Source organism: Candidatus Woesearchaeota archaeon (assembly GCA_016180285.1).
In the GTDB taxonomy this organism is placed as follows: domain Archaea; phylum Nanobdellota; class Nanobdellia; order Woesearchaeales; family JACPBO01; genus JACPBO01.
Map to the genome: position 1 here is coordinate 25,869 of JACPBO010000003.1, position 16,243 is coordinate 42,111.

Consider the following 16,243-nt stretch of genomic DNA (forward strand, 5'->3'; position numbering starts at 1 on the left):
TTTCGTCACCAATATGCGGCGATGAAAAATGGAAAAGTATAAAAAGAAGTCAAATTAAGCAAAATAGAGGTGGGGTTTGATTGGCTAAAGTCAGTAAAAAAATATCTGAGAGTTTAAGTGAATATCTTGTTTTACCAGACTGGGTTAAGTGTAAACCTGCTGATGTTTCTCTGCAAACTAAACTTGGCGATTCTATTGAGTTGCAATATCCCTATATGACTGCAAGGATGCAGTGTGTTGTTGGCCCAGATATGGCTGTGGCGGCTGGAAGAAATGGCATATTAACTATGATTCCAAAAAGTTTGAGAGATGAAGACAAACAGGCAATTCTAGATGAAAACAAAAATGCACGTCTGCAGAAAGGCGACGTAGAATTTCAGGAAAACCCCGTGGTTGCGATGTACGACTCAACACTCGAAGATGTCATAAAGCAAGTTAACAGAACAGGACATTCCGTTATTCCAATCGTGGATAGAAAATCGAAGATATATGGGGTTTATATTCATGATCCTGATAAGCCTGCAGTTCCGCCATCTACTCCAATAAAAGAAGTAATGATTCCATTACGAAAGAGTTGCTCTAGAGGCATCCCGCATTTGGTAAACGGCGAAAATAAATGCAAGATAAAAGAGATTATTTCGAGAGAGGACAAAAAATTCCTCCCCATAGTAGATGTAGTAAAGGGAGATAAGATTCTAAATAAAATAGCTTTCTTGCAAAAATATGACACTAATTTTATCGGCATGTCAATAACGACAGGAAAAGATTGTAAAAAAGAAATTGAAAAATGGGGACCTTATGTTGATACTCTAACAATAGACTCTTCAAATGCTTGCTTCGATGATGCCATTAAAATTCTTAAATATGCTAAGAAGAGATTTCCCGACAAGCCATTCGGCGTAGGCAATATCGTTCAAGGAAAACATTTTCTAATATTTGCTGAGGCAGGCGCTGACTACATTTTTGGCGGCATGGGTGTGGGCTCTATTTGCAGAACAGGCAGCAAAAGAGGAAATGGCCGCGGCCAGTTTACTGTAGCAGAAGAACTTGCAGAAGCTAGAGACCGCTATTACAAAGACAAAAGAAGATATGTTCAGCTTGTAATTGATGGCGGCATTAAAACAGTTCTGGACATGACAGTTGCCCTTGCTTTTGCTGATTTCATTATGATGGGCAATTATTTCAACAGGTTTTATGAGGCTGCGGGAAATAAACTTGGCGAAGATAAAAATCTTACTTCTGAAGAAAATAGCATAAAGTATGTTGAAACATGGGGGGAAGGTCATCCAAAAGCTTGGCTTTTGGGTATGGCGGGGATGGGTTATGCAGAAGCTTATGATAAAACTAAGCTAAAAAACATTTCAAAGGCAGTAGAAAGATATTTGCATTCAAGCTTTGCAAGCTCAACAATTGAAGGAGTTACAGGTGTTGTAAAATACAAAGGTAGGTTGAAGCCTTGTGTAGAGTATGGCGCCCGCTATATAAGAACAACAATTGCAAATGCAGAAGCAGCAAATTTGGAAGAGTTTAGGCAATTGGCAGTGGTAGAGAAGGCCTCAAGAAAAACATTAGAAGATATGTATCCTCATGATATTTTATATGAAGATAAAGAAGAAAAAGAAACTTAAAATTAAAAATGCCAAACACAATCGTCGTAGGACTGCAATGGGGAGATGAAGGCAAGGCGAAAATTCTGGATGAGTTAGTCCAAGAAGCAAAACAGATCAACAATAAAAGAATATGGGTTGTGAGATTTCAAGGAGGCCCAAATGCAGGCCATACAATGTACATCCCTATGCCTGACGGCAAGCTTATACGATTTGTAGCTCATGCTGCACCAAGCGGCTTGACTAGTAATTCAGAAATAGGAATAGGCCCTAATGTTGCTTTTGACCCTGAAAGATTCATAAAAGAAGTTGAAGAAGCAAGAAGTGTATTTGGTTATAGTGCCGGAATTCATATCTCAGAGAGAACAGGAATATTGTTTGATTATCATAGAAAGCTAGATGCCTGGCAGGAGAGCTTAAGAACTGGCGATTCAAAGATAGGAACAACAGGTTCAGGAATTGGGCCTTTCTATATGGACAATGCTAACAGGGCAACAAGAATAACATTTGCAGAGTATGTAAGTGACAATTTCCATGATATATTATCAAAAGTCCTGGAACAAAAAAGCTATGAGCTAGTAGCAGCAAGAATATCCAGCTTGGTAACTGGCAAATATATTGATGAGTTGATTGCAGTACACGATCCTATACGAAAAGAATTAAGAAAATGTGCCTGTGAACTTGAATACAGATTAAGGGAAGCATTGGAAAAAGGAGAAAATATAATCCTTGAAGGAGCTCAAGGGTCAATGTTGGATATTGATATGGGAACTAATCCAGACCAAACTTCTTCTCACCTTTTAGCTACAGATCCACTAGGAGGGTTAGGCTTGCCGAGAAAGGCATTCAGGATATATGGCGTTGAAAAACTTTATCCCACAAGAGTTGGCGAAGGCGTTATGCCAACATTGGCAGAAGATGATTTTGGAATTGAAACCCAAAGAAATGCAGGAGAAGCCGGAGCCACAACAGGGAGAAAAAGAAGAGTGGGCTATCCTGATTGGGTTATAGTAAAATATGCTGCAATGATTAATGATATAGATGGAATTTATTTAACAAGGGCGGATAATGTACAGGATAAAAACATAAAAGTCTGCACAGCCTATGACGCCAATGGGAAAAGAACAGAAAAGGTTCCTTCAAAATTAGAAACCGTAAATCCAATTTATTCTAATAAAATTTACAGATGGCACTTATGGGATGGTCCATCTGATTTATCAAAGCCCGAAGAAGTTGACAAAGCGCTTCATGACAAAAGAGCAGCTTATGTTAAAGGCGGATGTGAAAGCCTTCCTAAAGATCTGAAAGAATACATTGTCGATCATGAAAGATATATCAAAAACCCCATTATCGGCATGTCAATAGGTCCGGCAAGAGGAGAAATAGTTAAACTATAACCCCGAAACATAAATATGTCAAAAACTGCCCATCATAGATGGGGCGGCATGTTGCTACGTTCATAATATCAGGTGGTTAATTGGAAATGTTCACATTTCAAATTTGCTCAAAAATGTTGCATTTTTGACATTTGAGCATGCTCAGAATTTTCCACATACGAAAAAGGTTGGCTTTCTGCCACCAGTCAAAGACTGGATGGAAAATTCTGACATTCATATAAAAACCCAAAATTCTCTGTGTCAATACTAACAGAAAATGTTGTTATTGTTAACAGAATAGTATGTTAAGATTAACGGAAAAATATGTTAATATTAACAGAAAGATTTAAATAGCCGGGCATCATAAGATAGAATATGACAAAAATGAAAAAGAATGAGATGTTTTCATATATCGGTGATTTTTTATCTGTTTTGTATTTTAAAAAGGATTTTTTAGATAAAATAAATAATGTCATATTGTTTGGCTCTGTTGCCAGAAAGGATTTTGATAAAGACAGTGATATTGATCTTTTTATTGATGTAAAGAATGTTGGAGAGATTAAAAAAATAGAAGAGCTTGTTGATTCGGCGCTCAACGAGTTCGAAATAAGAGCAAGGGAAGTCTGGCATATACGCAATATTAAAAACCCAATAAAATGCGTTATCGGGGCACTAAAGGACGAAAAGTGGAGGGAGCTTAAGAAGGAGATTCAGTCTTACGGCATTGTGCTTTATGGCAGCTTCAAAAGCGGTTATGAGAATCTTGAATCGCACAGCTTGTTCGAATACTCGCTTAAGGACTTCAAGCAGAAAGACAGGGTTGCTTTCTTGAGGAAGTTGGTAGGATATAAATCAAGTAAAAAGAAGAAAACATACGTTCACGAGGGGATGATTAAAAAAATAAACGGATTAAAGCTGGAAAATAACAACATAATAGTTCCATCAAAAGAAGCCGTTGTTGTGCAGAAATTTTTTACAAAGAAGAAAGTAACACCCAAGATTACAGAGATTTGGGTTAGAGAAAAATGAAAATTATCACAGCCCATCCGGCAAAGCTCTTCATCGGCATCATGTTCTCGGATAAGAAGCTCTATAGCAATGCTGTGAATGATCTAAAATCCAGATTCGGAGATATTGAAGCTGAAAGCCATGAATACGAATTCTCAAAGATAACCGATTACTATGCAGATGAAATGGGCAAGAGGATTTTAAAAAAATTTTTAGTTTTTAAAGATAAAATAGATAAAAACAAGCTAGCGGATATAAAACTTATTACAACAGAGATCGAAAAAAAATATTCAAAAAACAATAAAAGGCGGATTAACCTGGATCCTGGCCATTTAACAAGCAATGCCTTGGTTCTGGCTTCATTCAAGAAAGGGACAAATTACAAGGAGCAGATAAGCGAGAGGGTTTATGCTCATAAAGTGCTGGAATTCAAAGAAGGGAAAGCAATCGCATTCTGGCATACGTTTCCGGATTATAGAACCAAAGAAAACCAAGGGTTTTTTATACGTTTAGTTTTTTGAACACACAGATCTTACCCTGTTTCTTCCATCTTTTTTAGCTAAATAATTACCTAAATCTGCCGCTTCTTTCAATGCCTTGGCGTCATGCAAAATGTTTTCTCTTTTGCCATGGGGAGTGTAATATGTGTTTGTAGTTGCAACACCGATGCTGGCAGTTAATCCTTCCAGCCGTTGCGGCATCCCTTCTCTTTTCTCCATGGTCGGTATTGGCTCATAACTATTGAAAAATCCGTTGAATGTTTGTTCTGTTTTAAACCTCAGCCTTTCACCAACAATTAATGCCTCTTCAAATATTGTATTTGGTAAAACTACATAAAATTCTTCTCCACCTTCTCTGCCAGTCTGAGCTTCCATACTTATTTTTTTATCAATGGAGAATCTTTTTAACTTTTTATCAAGAAAAACATGATCATACCCCCTTAAATTATTTGGCAGTATTTCTTTTACTTTTTCAAGAACAAGATCTCCACATTTATGGCCATATATATCATTAACCAGTTTGAAGCAGTCTAAATCAAAGGCGATTAAAGAAACAGGAGCCACTATAATTTCTGATTCCTTGACTACAGCATCTAGATACATATTAAGATATTTTCTATTAGGAATGCCTGTTAAATAATCCTGAAATGCTGCGGTTTTTAAGACTTTGTTTTCTATTTCAAATGTTTTTTGTCTTTTTAATGATGTTTTATGGTGATCAACAATAAGATTATTTATGGCATCTATACCTTCTTGGCTCATGCCTAAGCTTATCGAGGTTGTTAAAATATCTAATGCCCTGTGAAAAGAATCGGCCTTATAATTAGCTAATATGTTCTCAATCGTACTTATTACCTTTTTTTCCTTGTCTATCAATACCATCTCTCCTATGTAGTTATCGCTACTATTTAAATCTTTCGGTTTTATTGTCACTTTTAAGTGGTTATTTAAAATAATAAAACTTTATAAACAAGCCTCTACAACAAAACTGCATGCTGATAAAGGCAAGAGTTGACTTCAAAAAGCCCAATTTTAAGGCGCTGAAAAGAAAGAAATTCACAGCTGTCGACATGCATGTTCATTCGCGCCATTCTGACGGCATAAACAAGGTTAAAAGCATTCTAAACAGGGCCAAAAAGCTCGGAATTGGAATCGCCATAACAGACCATAATGAAATTAAGGGCTCAATAGAAGCGCACAAAAGCGGAAAAGTTCTCGTCATTCCTGGCATTGAAACAAGCTCAAGCGAAGGCATTCATGCATTATTTTATTTCTATACGATAAAAGACCTTAAGGGTTTTTATAACAGCGTTGTTCTTCCGAACAAAGTGAGGAGGGACTTCTTTTTAAGAATAGGCATAAAGGATATCGTGAAGGCATCCTCTGAGTTCAAATGCATAATGGCAATTGCGCATCCTTACGCCCCCGGCTGGACAGCTATGTTTAATAAGGTTCACAGCAAAATTGTCAATAAAAAGCTGATAAACTGCTTTCACGCAGTTGAAGTTTTGGCTGCTTCGAATTTAAGAAAAAGAAACCTGAAGGCATTGGATCTGGCAGAAAAAATAAAAAAGCCGATAACTGCAGGATCAGACGCCCACACATTGAGGGAACTGGGAAGGTCAGTCGCATATGTAAAAAAAGAGCAAGGTTTAAATGGGTTCTTGAATTCTATCATAGATAACACCAACTTTGTTGTTGGAAAAGAGAGGAGATTTTTGCCCAATGCAGCCTCGCAGACGCTTAAAGTAAGGAAACATTTAAGAAAGCCTTATGTCCTGCTTAAAAGAGGCGTAGGGTATTTCAGGGCAATTTCAAGAAGGTAGTGCCCCTATAGTTCAGCCTGGATAGAAAAATTTAAATATAAGGGCACCACTCCAACATTATGAGGCTGCTTTTATCAAAAGATTCAAGAAAAAGGTTGTTTTATTTTTTAAAGAAAAAGCGCAATGCAAAAAATTTTTCAGATCTATCAAAGAAGATAAATGTTTCACTTAAAACACTAAAAAAATGGATGTATGCTGAACTTTATCTGCCCGATAAAATAATTCCTAACGATGTTGGTCCGTTGGAAATATTGGACAAACAAGAAAACAAGTGGGGAGCCATAAAGGGGGGTAAAACTGGAGGAAAAAGATGCGCCGAAGTTATGAAACACAGGCTTGGGAAAGAAGCATATTCTTATCTAATGGCACAAAGGGGTAAAAAAACGATCAATACGCTTTATAAAAGATATAAAAAAGAAGATTTAATGAAACTGATTTTTAATGGCAAAATGAAGAAACGAGAACTGCAAAGCAAGAAATTAGAGCAAGAAAACGATTCTTTTTTCACCAATAATAAGGTTATTTTTGATTTAGAAGAGGTCAATTATAGTAAAATTGATAGAGCCAAACATATTATGTTTCCAAAAGAAATGACAAAAGAACTTGCAGAAGAAATCGGCATACATCTAGGAGATGGCTGTATGTCATATAACAAAAATTATTTTTCAGTGAAAACCAACAAAAAAGAAGAAAGATATGTCACTGATTTTTTATTTCCACTATACAAAAAATTATACAATCTGGACCTAAAATTAATGCGATTAAGAAGTGTTTCGGGATTTGAAGTTTATTCAAAAGCTATTTGCGAATTTAAGAATAAAATTATTGGTCTGCCCTATGGAAAAAAAGTGGAAAGAATAGAGATACCCCAATCCGTGTTAGAGACAAAAAACAAAGAGGTATATCGCTCACTTATAAGAGGCTTATTCGACACTGACGGCAATGTATCGGTTATTAGAGGAAATTACCCGAGAATATCGATAACGATAAAGTCTAGAAAGTTAATTGAGAAATTAAATGATATATTAAGAAAAATGGGATTTATTCCCTATTCAAATAGCGAGTACTTATCATTAAATGGCCCAACAATGTTTAAAAAGTGGCTAAAAGAGATAAATTCAAATAATCCGAAAAATATCAACAAGCTAAATTGGGCGAATAGTTTAGTTGGATAGAATTCGGGTTTGCGGAACCCGAGACCGGGGTTCAAGTCCCCGTTCGCTCATTTTTATCATTAACGAAAGTGAGATAGCTTGTAGGGCGTTTGAAAGCGAATAACATTTAAATACATATGTGCATTAATAATTAAGGGGGCAATAATGAAGCTAGTTGCAATCGGCTATGACAATTTCCTTAAAAAAGATGTAAAGAAGATAAACTTTGAAAGCAGCGATCTCCCTAAAGTCCAGCTCTTCAATACAGCCGATGTAATAGCAGGCAATCCTAATTCCAACATTGCGATAGCATTTGTTTACAACTGGAAAACAGATAATGCCCCTGAAGATATAAGAAATCTGTTTCAAAAGCTGTCGAATTATGCTGCGCTGACTGGCTACTGGCGCACTACAAACGGAGCAAGATATGCATTTGCAAATATTCTTGCAAACCCAAACATAAACAAGATTTTATTGTTGGTTTTTGAAAATGAAGATAACGGCCATCTCTTAGCCGATGCATTAAGGAACTTCTGGAAAAATGGAATTAATGAAAACAACGTGATAATCAGCTCAAAAGCCCCGAATCCAAAATTCGAGCAGGTTCCGAAAGAAGCATTGGAAAGAATAAGGCAGCAATCCGACTTATTAATTTTAAAGAATATAAAGGGCAATTATGATGAAATTGAGGCCTTGTTGAAAGAATTGATCCAGGAGCCGGAAAATGCAATCAGCTTAAATGAATTTGAAAAATTAAGTTTAGAATTCCACTCAAACACGATAAAGAACAACATGCTTTATGATGATGGCGCAAGGTTTGAAAAGCCTTTTATCCTGGACCTTTCTACATCAGCCCAGAATGTCAGGTTTGAGCAGAAGAATTTGATTGCATCTGTTGGGCAGTCAGTGCAGGCAAGCAATCTTAAAGATGCCTTGGAAAACACAGTGGCTTTCATCTTAAAAAACGGCTCTGCAATGCTTGATCAAAGAAACATTATAACAATGGAATGCAGGTCGATAGCAATAACCATATTAAACCCTCTTGAAAAAATCCCGGACAATTTTTCAAAAGAATATCTTGACAAATACCTCGACGAATTCCTTAACGGCAGGGGAGAGAAGCTTGATGAATTCGTTTATACGTATCATGAAAGAATATTCAAAAAATGGGGCAACCAGCCTGAAAAAATAATTGCTCTGCTAAAGCAAAACCCAAATACAAGAAGGGCGTTAATAGCATTATGGGATCCTGATGACGATCTGGGAAACGAAAGCCCGCCGTGCCTTGACTTCATATGGGCGGTTATAAGGGATAATTCCCTTGAGCTTCATGTTGTTTACAGAAGCCACCATATTGCAACTGTAACAGAAGACGGAAAATTATTGCCCGGGGAAGGCGCTTTTGTCCCGAATATTTATGCAATTGCTTCATTGCAGCATACTATGGCGAAAGCCTTAAATATTAAATCCGGCCCATTAGTTTTGACAGACTTCAGCGGGCATCTGTATGTCAGCAGAATAAAGTGTTAAAATGCAAAAAGGAATCTTCATTGTTTTCGACGGAATGGACGGAACCGGCAAAAGCACAAATCTTTACAAGTCAGCAGAGTATATATTTGAAAAGACAAAGCAGTACACTCATTTATTATTGACCAGAGAGCCGACTTATTCTCCTTACGGGCAGGAATTGAGGAAAATGCTAAGAGAGGAAAAAGATCCGCTTAAAAATGCCAAAATGTGCTTTGAGCTTTTCATAAAAGACAGAAAGCACCACATTGACAATATGATCTCTCCTGCGCTTAAATCAGGCCAGATTGTTCTTATGGACCGCTACAAGTATTCAACAATTGCATTCCAGCAGACTCAGGGAATAGACAAGAAAGAGCTGATCGAAGCAAATGCAAAGTTCATAGTTCCTGATCTGGTTATAATCCTGGATCTGGATCCTGAAGCTTCATTGGTCAGGATAAAAAACAGAAGCGAAACAGAGAAATTTGAAAATCTTGGATTCATGAAAAAGTTGAGGCAGAATTTTTTGAATTTAAAAAAAGATCTTTCAGATGAGAACATAGTGATCATAGACGCTTCTAAGACGAGGGAAGAAGTTTTTAATGCGATAAAGAAAGAGTTGGATAAAGTGCTGCCTTATTGAAAAATGCCTTTATTGTATAATTCATTGATAAAATATTTTTGATCTGGATTATTCTTTAAAATAAGTTTCTTTGCCTCTTCTTTTTCCGGTAATCGCGGGTTGCCGGGATTGAATTTATCGTTCTTCCTGTGCGTCACAGCATCATAAAAATCAATAAGGCCCAATATTCTTGCGTAATACAGTATATTAGATTCAGAGCCTCTGCAAAAATTTATTTCTGAATGCGGGATATTTTTTGGGTAGCCTTCGCCAACATAACGATGATGGAAAAGCAGTATTCTGGCAGAAAAATCATGGATATTCTTCAACAATCTATAGCCGTCTATCGGATGCTTTTTCAATTCTTCCATATCCTTTTCATCAAATCCTGCTATCTTTTTAAGAGATTTATAATCAGTAAGCGCCTTCCCAACATCATGCAAAAGGCCCGAATAAAATAAGGCCTTGGGATCAACAACATGCGTGTATCTTGCTACTTCAACACCTTTTAATCCAACTCTTGCGGAATGCTCGTATGTGGCTTCATCCTTATTTCTGATCAAAGCAACATATGTTTGTATCGAATGCCGCTGTTTATTGGAAATCTTCAATTCTCTGAAAGTTCTATTCAATTTTTGTTCAAGTGATTGCATCATTTTAGCACTTCATAAATCAAATTGCAAACCCTCTCTGCTGCCTTTCCGTCTGATGACAGCTGTTTTCTTTTTCATGGTATTTTGCACAAAAAGCGCATCTATAAATCATATAATGGTCCGGTTAGGTTAGACTCAGGATATTCCCTGACAGGATTAAAACTTGGTCTGCACCAATACATAGAACCATCAACGTCTAAAGTTTCTTTTCCAAATTGAACTTTATCAACGGTTATTTTTGAACCTTGAATCATACTGTATAAGAATTCTCCAAAACTTTTTGCAATTACTTTTGTCTCTCCATCTTCATGAAAAGTGTCAAGTATGTCTCTTCTATTGCCATCTTTTGCTCCTGAGGGAGTTTGCAGATTTATCGATATGGGATTCCCATTTTCATCAGCTATAGGGTAGATTTTATCGTGCTTTCTTTCTCTTCCCGCAGCATCAACAAACTCAAGAGTGTGCCTTTTAAGGTCATTAAGCCCATAAAATTCCAACCCAAACAATTTACCGCCATTTGAATACTTTAAGATGGCCTTGTAATCTTCGGGAAGTGTGACTCCATATTCTTTCTCAAAATCTTGGATTTTAGAATCAGATGCGCCCTTATTGAGAATAATATCTGCTCTTTCTTTACTTAACTTTGTTATTTCCACCAATACATCATCTATTGAAACTTTGTGGTATAAATCAGTTTTTGCCATTCGTCTATAGACGAACCCGCTAGTATTTAAATCTTTCTCTTTTTTACAACTTTAGAGTAATAAAACTAAACCTCAATCCTCAAATTCGGGTTTTTCTTCAAACAGTAAGCTTTCAGATTTTCAAGAAACTCTTTAGAGGGCGATTTGATGTTCTCAAATTTTGGATCAGCAGTCTTCTCATCCGAGCTGAACTGCTGCAATCTCCACATGCAGTTGATGTCTTTTATTTCATCTCCAATTCGCGCAATATCCTCTTTTTTATAGATAAGCGAAGGCACAATTGTTGTTCTTATCTCAACATCAACCTTCGATTCGCTCTCCTTCAGGATCCTCAGGGTTTTCCTGATGCTTTCAATTATTTCTTTTGTTTTTTTAAAAAAAGTATTTGATCTTGTTGCATTTTCAAATATGCTTTCAATCAAAGGGGCTTTAAGATCTAATTTTATCGCATCAACCAATTTTTTATTGATTAATTCTGCCATAACATCCGGATTGCTTCCATTGGTTTCGAGGATAATTTTTTTATTTGATTTTTTGCAAAAAGACATTAATTCAGTTAAAACATCTTTCTGCAGGCACGGCTCTCCGCCTGAAAAAACAACATAGCCCGCTTTATTTTCCTTAATGTCTTTTTTTATGATTTTCAAGTCATTCAGAAACTTTTTGTCAAAATTTATCAATTCAGATTTATTGCAGAACGGGCATTTAAAATCGCAGCCTGCAAAATTAACAGTGCAGAGATCCTTCTTAGCAACTATATCGCTGATGTACCCCTCCATGGCATATAGAAATAGCTGTTTGTTTTTATAATTTATTGTTTTTCTGTTTTAATTCGTTCTTTATTTTCTCAGGAATATTCAGCAAAAACACAGCCTTTATTCACTTGGTAAAACATCATCTTTAAATATAAGATAAAAAACACAAATATGATGCAAGATATTTTTAAAGAAGGATTAAAGGATGGGGCATATATAGGCATCTTGGGCGGATTATTAGCAATGACTATCACAGCATTGCTTAGAAACCCTGATGAATTTAATAATTTAGAGTTGATTCTAAGCTCACTTAAAACAATCACTTGCACAACAATAGCTGGCTCTGCTGGAGGATATACTGGAACAGCAATAGGTTATTATAGCGATAAACTTGCTGAACACACAAATAAGCTTACTCAGAGATACAGGCAAAATAATTTAAATGCAGATGTTAATCATTTATTTTGAAATCAATTATTCTTCAGTTGTTTTCTTAATGTCATCTTTCTTTTTGCCAAAAAACCCTTCTAATGTCTTATTGCTCACTATTGTCTTGTAGCTTATCTTTTTTGCCTTTTCTTTGTCCTTCATTAAAATCACCTCTTTTTACAGCCCTGTGCTTCCGAATCCTTTCTCATTCCTTGCTGTCTCATCCAATGCTTCAGCTTCTTCAAGTTCAGCCTTTTCAACTTTCTGCACAAGCATCTGGGCTATCTTCATTCCCTTTTTAATCATAAAATCTTCCTTGCCAAGATTAACCATTACAACCTTTACCTCGCCCCTGTAAGAAGAGTCAATAACTCCGCCTTTTGTCTTAATGCCGTGGTTCAGAGCAATTCCGCTCTTGTCCCACACTAATCCGACATAGCCATTTGGAATGGCAATCTGCACTCCTGTCTTGATCGCAGCCCTTTCGCATACTTTCAGAATAAAATCCTCATCAGAGTAAAGATCCAGCCCGGCATCCCCTTCATGCGCGTATGAAGGCAGTTTTGCATCTTTGCTTAGCTTTTTTATTTTTATTTTCATAGGAGAACAAAAATAAAGCATTGAGCTGCATTTAAATACATTATCAAAGTTTAAACTATAGTATGGAAAAACTAGGTTGAAGTTTAAAAAAGAAAGCAAACATTTAAAAATAAGCATAACTCCATAACAAAAATCAAACAAAGAGGTGGTCTAAATGCCATATTCGCTATATGTCGCAGGAACAATAATCTTCTTTTTCTTATTGTCTGGAATTAAGCTGCTATACCAGTATGAAAGGGGGGTTGTTTTCACTTTGGGAAGATACAGCCATGTTAAAAATCCCGGCTTAAGGTGGGTTATGCCTGTAATCCAAAATATGAGAAAAGTTGATATCCGCATTAAAACTGCAGATATTCCGCGCCAGGAAGTTATCACAAAAGACAATATTCCGCTTCTCGCAAACACAGTTGTTTATTTTAAGGTTGAAAAGCCGGCAGATGCCATTATAAAGATCGAGGATTTTGAGTATGCTGTAAAGCAGTACACGCAGGCTGCATTAAGGGATGTTATTGGCAACTCAGAGCTTGACTTTGTCTTGACAGAGAGGGAAAAGATAGCAAGCAGCATTAAAAAAATAGTTGATACAGAAACCTCTGGCTGGGGCGTTGATATAGAATCAATAAAAATACAGGAAATAGAGCTCCCGGCTGAAATGAAAAGGGCAATGGCAAAGCAGGCTGAAGCAGAAAGGGAGAGAAGGGCAGTCATTATTGATGCTGAAGGAGAGCTGAAAGCTTCGGAAAATCTGAAAAAAGCCTCTGACAACTTATCCAAAAGCCCGGCTGCTGTTCACCTTAGAACCCTGCAGACTATACGGGACATTGCAGCAGACCCATCAGAAAAAATTGTTTTGTTTCTGCCTTCAGATACAGCAGGCCTGATTAAAAAATTCACCAAGAAATAGGAGGCGCTTAAATGCTGGAGCAAAAAACCCGTTATTTACAGATAGCTTTCAATGATGATCTGGCATTAATAAACAGGATTCTCCCTGCAATCCCGGAAGATGACAGAATTCTGATTGAAGCAGGAACTCCCTTTATCAAAAGAGAGGGTTTTGCAGGAATAAGAAGAATCTCTGAAATATGGGGCGGCAAAATTGTTGCAGACCTGAAAACAATGGACGGCGCATTAGAAGAAGTTGACCTTGCCTATAATGCAGGAGCTTCTGCAGCAACAGCTCTGGGAAGCGCATCAGCTGAAACAACAAACTTATTCATACAAAGGTGCAAAGACCTTGGTTTAGACCCGATGATTGACATGATCAATGTCGAAGAGCCTTTGAAAGCCATATTAAAGCTAAAGCAGCCTCCAAGAGTTGTTATCCTCCACAAAGGCAGAGACGAAGAAACTACAAGGGGCAAGCTAATACAGTACAAGCACATAACCGGAATAAAGAGCAAATATGATGTTTTAATCTCTGCTGCCGGAGGTGTTGATTTAAAAGAAGCAAGAAGCGCAATCTTCAACGGCGCAAATATTGTTGTTGTGAACATCGTATCTGCAGCAGACCCCTGGACCGGGATCAGGTCAGACGAGAATGTTGCTGAGATAGCAAGGCAGTTTTTAAGGACAATTGAATAAAATGACAGCATTCTCATTTATGCTTTAAAAGAGCATGAAAATGTTTTTTATTTTCCTTTATTATAAGCCAAATCATAATTATGGCAAGAAAGATCAACCCAATCAGAACTATCAAGTTAACCTCTCCTTTATGTGCGATTAGCTTGTCCTGAATATCTAAATACTCACATCCTCCTGTAAGGCATTTATTTGCAATTTCGTTTACATTCATTTACATCGTTATAACGATGTAATACTTTTATATAAACATTACTCTTTTGGACGCATGTCTGTATTCAGGTTTAAAGAGCTAACGTGCATGTTGGGGATATTGAGGATATTAAATAAAGGCAAATCCACTTATTCTGATATGTACAGGTCAACTAAAGTTTCTCACACAACTTTACAGAGGGCATTGAAGAATCTTGCCAGTAAAACCCTTGTTCTAAGGCGCAATAAGGGGCATATGCTGGTTGATTATGAGATCACAGATAAAGGAATGCTTTTGTTGGAGCATCTGGAAAAAATAAAGAAATTGGTTGATTAGGTTTCTAGCCAGATATTGCGCATAATATTAGTTCGATGCTCAATTGCAAGTCCGCAGAAAAAAGAATAATTTTTATATAAGTACGGATATTCAAGTCATATGGTTAAATATAGAATGACTTTATTAAGTGTTTTTATGATTTTTTTAGTTCTGCTTTCTGGATGTGAATCTGCTATGCAATCAGGTTTATTTTCAGGTACAAAAATAAAAGATATAATTGCGGATTACTCAAAATTTGAAAATAAAAATGTAACATTAAATGCAATTCATCAAGGCTATGCCTCACGGTATAATTCATTATTAAACCACGATTATAAGTATGTCGTTTTTGAAGATAAAGATGGTTATCAGATTGATGCTTTGTTAGATATCAAGAATAAAGATTATGTAGGTAGAGAATATAAAATAAAAGGAACCATCAAAACTTTAGAATTATGCCAATGTATGATTCAAGATAAATTTTTTATTAGACTACTAACTATGGAAGAATTAATGACTTATGGAAATACCAACCCTAACATTGGGACTGAAAAAATATTAAATATATCTGATTGGTATAAGTATCAACCTACTTCACAATACAATCCTGAAGGAGGCGTGGATGATTTACCACAATTAAATGGATTAACATTTTCCGATATATGTATTGGAAAAAAGACATCACATCCTTATACGACTAAAAAAATTCCTGCGGATACAACATTTTGGTGGATAAGATATTATAAATGTGGAGAACCAAATAAAGAGTTCTATTATCTTCATGTTTATGATTTAGAAACAAGTTGATAATTAACTTTCGGCGGACTTGCAACTCTTCGGACGAAGTTTGACCACACTACATCTGGAAAAAGAGTTTAACAAGAATTTCATATGTTAAGTCCAATCGCTGACTACGGGCGTCCCTAGAATAATTTTTCAATATCTTCTTTTACCCTCTCTAAGGTTTTTAATGCATCTGCCGGAGTAATAACTGGTGGAGAAGTCAAATGTGAAAAAGAGTTCCTTAATTCTCTTGAAATATCATAAATAAATTTATCTTCTTTTTTAATAATACCTTTCTCTGCTAATTTCATAACTACTTCTTTAAACGACACAAAAATTTTAGATTCTCTAAAAAGTTGATTATACTTATTTCGTAGAGCTGATTCTAAAGAAAGAAGAGCATAATGATTGGAAATTGTGAAAAAATAATAACGAAAATAGCCAAATAAATACAAATCTTTGGCTCCGTTAAAAACTCGTTTGACTTCTTCAGGGATTTTTGAACTTAAAACAATAGTAGATATATGTTGTTGTAAATCTTCCAATTCTATACTTTCTGATTTACCTTCTTTATCAATTTTTACAAAAGCATCAAAAATTTTGTCTTTTTTAAGTATCTCGGACATCATGA

At 36.2% G+C, this 16,243-nt stretch carries 20 protein-coding genes and 1 tRNA gene; 14 read left to right on the forward strand and 7 right to left on the reverse strand.

The genetic code is table 11. The features are described from left to right. The first annotated feature begins 80 nt into the window (after positions 1 to 80). The 4 genes from HYU07_00655 (at position 81) to HYU07_00670 (ending at position 4,512) form a co-directional block, all read left to right on the forward strand. A complete protein-coding gene (locus tag HYU07_00655; protein ID MBI2128726.1) occupies positions 81 to 1,628 on the forward strand; it encodes an IMP dehydrogenase in 1,548 nt (515 codons plus the stop codon). A gap of 8 nt (positions 1,629 to 1,636) precedes the next feature. Further along, a complete protein-coding gene (locus HYU07_00660; protein MBI2128727.1) occupies positions 1,637 to 3,004 on the forward strand; it encodes an adenylosuccinate synthetase in 1,368 nt (455 codons plus the stop codon). A gap of 354 nt (positions 3,005 to 3,358) precedes the next feature. Further along, positions 3,359 to 4,012, forward strand: a complete 654-nt coding sequence (locus tag HYU07_00665; protein ID MBI2128728.1) for a nucleotidyltransferase domain-containing protein — start codon at positions 3,359 to 3,361, stop codon at positions 4,010 to 4,012. Continuing rightward, on the forward strand, positions 4,009 to 4,512 hold the full coding sequence (locus tag HYU07_00670; protein ID MBI2128729.1) for a DUF4416 family protein: 504 nt from the start codon (positions 4,009 to 4,011) through the stop codon (positions 4,510 to 4,512). Before HYU07_00665 ends, HYU07_00670 begins: the two co-directional genes overlap by 4 nt. On the opposite strand, the gene HYU07_00675 is transcribed toward HYU07_00670, so the two are convergent. Then, positions 4,501 to 5,373, reverse strand: a complete 873-nt coding sequence (locus tag HYU07_00675) for a GGDEF domain-containing protein (protein MBI2128730.1) — start codon at positions 5,371 to 5,373, stop codon at positions 4,501 to 4,503. The two genes, HYU07_00670 and HYU07_00675, sit on opposite strands and share 12 nt — an antisense overlap. Positions 5,374 to 5,483: 110 nt before the next feature. Between HYU07_00675 and HYU07_00680 the strand changes: the two genes are divergently transcribed. From HYU07_00680 to tmk, 5 genes are all read left to right on the forward strand, one after another. Beyond that, entirely contained in the window at positions 5,484 to 6,317 is an 834-nt protein-coding gene (locus HYU07_00680; GenBank protein ID MBI2128731.1) for a PHP domain-containing protein, read from the forward strand. 59 nt (positions 6,318 to 6,376) lie between these two features. After that, a complete protein-coding gene (locus HYU07_00685) occupies positions 6,377 to 7,492 on the forward strand; it encodes a hypothetical protein (protein MBI2128732.1) in 1,116 nt (371 codons plus the stop codon). Then, a tRNA-Arg gene (locus HYU07_00690) sits at positions 7,470 to 7,542 on the forward strand. Before HYU07_00685 ends, HYU07_00690 begins: the two co-directional genes overlap by 23 nt. A gap of 94 nt (positions 7,543 to 7,636) precedes the next feature. Then, positions 7,637 to 9,001 carry a hypothetical protein gene (locus HYU07_00695; protein ID MBI2128733.1) on the forward strand — a complete coding sequence of 455 codons (1,365 nt, stop codon included), beginning with the start codon at positions 7,637 to 7,639 and terminating at the stop codon, positions 8,999 to 9,001. A gap of 1 nt (position 9,002) precedes the next feature. Beyond that, positions 9,003 to 9,623, forward strand: coding sequence for a dTMP kinase (gene tmk, locus HYU07_00700; protein ID MBI2128734.1), 621 nt, complete (start codon positions 9,003 to 9,005; stop codon positions 9,621 to 9,623). Here tmk and HYU07_00705 read toward each other — a convergent pair. From HYU07_00705 to HYU07_00715, 3 genes are all read right to left on the reverse strand, one after another. Continuing rightward, positions 9,617 to 10,258 carry an HD domain-containing protein gene (locus HYU07_00705; protein ID MBI2128735.1) on the reverse strand — a complete coding sequence of 214 codons (642 nt, stop codon included), beginning with the start codon at positions 10,256 to 10,258 and terminating at the stop codon, positions 9,617 to 9,619. The genes tmk and HYU07_00705 overlap by 7 nt on opposite strands. Before the next feature lie 98 nt (positions 10,259 to 10,356). Further along, positions 10,357 to 10,959 carry an SMI1/KNR4 family protein gene (locus HYU07_00710; GenBank protein ID MBI2128736.1) on the reverse strand — a complete coding sequence of 201 codons (603 nt, stop codon included), beginning with the start codon at positions 10,957 to 10,959 and terminating at the stop codon, positions 10,357 to 10,359. Positions 10,960 to 11,024: 65 nt separating this feature from the next. Continuing rightward, positions 11,025 to 11,738 carry a radical SAM protein gene (locus HYU07_00715; protein MBI2128737.1) on the reverse strand — a complete coding sequence of 238 codons (714 nt, stop codon included), beginning with the start codon at positions 11,736 to 11,738 and terminating at the stop codon, positions 11,025 to 11,027. Between the two features lie 147 nt (positions 11,739 to 11,885). Between HYU07_00715 and HYU07_00720 the strand changes: the two genes are divergently transcribed. Beyond that, positions 11,886 to 12,182: a hypothetical protein gene (locus HYU07_00720; GenBank protein ID MBI2128738.1), complete on the forward strand. Its 297-nt coding sequence runs from the start codon at positions 11,886 to 11,888 to the stop codon at positions 12,180 to 12,182. A 138-nt stretch (positions 12,183 to 12,320) separates the two neighbouring features. Here the strand turns inward: HYU07_00720 and dut are convergent, their stop codons facing one another. Next, positions 12,321 to 12,743, reverse strand: coding sequence for a dUTP diphosphatase (gene dut, locus HYU07_00725; GenBank protein MBI2128739.1), 423 nt, complete (start codon positions 12,741 to 12,743; stop codon positions 12,321 to 12,323). A 154-nt stretch (positions 12,744 to 12,897) separates the two neighbouring features. Between dut and HYU07_00730 the strand changes: the two genes are divergently transcribed. Continuing rightward, positions 12,898 to 13,647: a slipin family protein gene (locus HYU07_00730; GenBank protein MBI2128740.1), complete on the forward strand. Its 750-nt coding sequence runs from the start codon at positions 12,898 to 12,900 to the stop codon at positions 13,645 to 13,647. An 11-nt stretch (positions 13,648 to 13,658) separates the two neighbouring features. Further along, a complete protein-coding gene (locus HYU07_00735; GenBank protein MBI2128741.1) occupies positions 13,659 to 14,324 on the forward strand; it encodes a hypothetical protein in 666 nt (221 codons plus the stop codon). A gap of 13 nt (positions 14,325 to 14,337) precedes the next feature. On the opposite strand, the gene HYU07_00740 is transcribed toward HYU07_00735, so the two are convergent. Continuing rightward, entirely contained in the window at positions 14,338 to 14,535 is a 198-nt protein-coding gene (locus HYU07_00740; protein ID MBI2128742.1) for a hypothetical protein, read from the reverse strand. Between the two features lie 54 nt (positions 14,536 to 14,589). Between HYU07_00740 and HYU07_00745 the strand changes: the two genes are divergently transcribed. Beyond that, positions 14,590 to 14,850, forward strand: coding sequence for a winged helix-turn-helix transcriptional regulator (locus HYU07_00745; GenBank protein ID MBI2128743.1), 261 nt, complete (start codon positions 14,590 to 14,592; stop codon positions 14,848 to 14,850). Between the two features lie 99 nt (positions 14,851 to 14,949). Next, complete coding sequence (locus tag HYU07_00750) at positions 14,950 to 15,636, forward strand: hypothetical protein (protein MBI2128744.1); 687 nt, start codon at positions 14,950 to 14,952, stop codon at positions 15,634 to 15,636. Between the two features lie 116 nt (positions 15,637 to 15,752). On the opposite strand, the gene HYU07_00755 is transcribed toward HYU07_00750, so the two are convergent. Then, complete coding sequence (locus tag HYU07_00755; protein MBI2128745.1) at positions 15,753 to 16,241, reverse strand: hypothetical protein; 489 nt, start codon at positions 16,239 to 16,241, stop codon at positions 15,753 to 15,755. Positions 16,242 to 16,243: the final 2 nt, after the last annotated feature.